This is a genomic window from Pseudomonas sp. AC463, assembly GCF_979253585.1.
Window position 1 is genome coordinate 1 of sequence record NZ_CEEDDZ010000399.1, and the last position, 304, is coordinate 304.

The 304-nt window shown below is 72.7% G+C and carries 1 protein-coding gene; it reads right to left on the reverse strand.

The features are described 5' to 3' along the window. Positions 1-275: NrsF family protein (locus AC0IYH_RS30710; protein ID WP_471837939.1), on the reverse strand; the 275-nt coding region annotated here is incomplete at its 3' end. Between the last annotated feature and the right edge of the window lie 29 nt (positions 276-304).

The window sequence follows — 304 nt, forward strand, 5'->3', positions numbered from 1 at the left end:
TTGAAGGGGCAGCAGAAGGCGAACACGAAGGCTCCGCAGGCGCCGGCGGCGATGCCGGAGGCGAGCGCGCTGAGCCGGGGCTGGGTCGGCGCGGCCCTCCGCATCAGAGCGCCTAGCAGCGCCACAATCGGCAGCGAGAGCACGAAAATAGACGCGGCGCACAGCATGCCACTGGCCGGATCGATGCGATCCAGCAGCCCCCGCTCGCCCGCGCCGTCGGGCGTGACGAAGGCGCCTACCACGATGGCTGCGATCGCCAGGACGCAGGCGAGCATCAGCCCCTGGCGCGGCCGCGCCGTCGGGG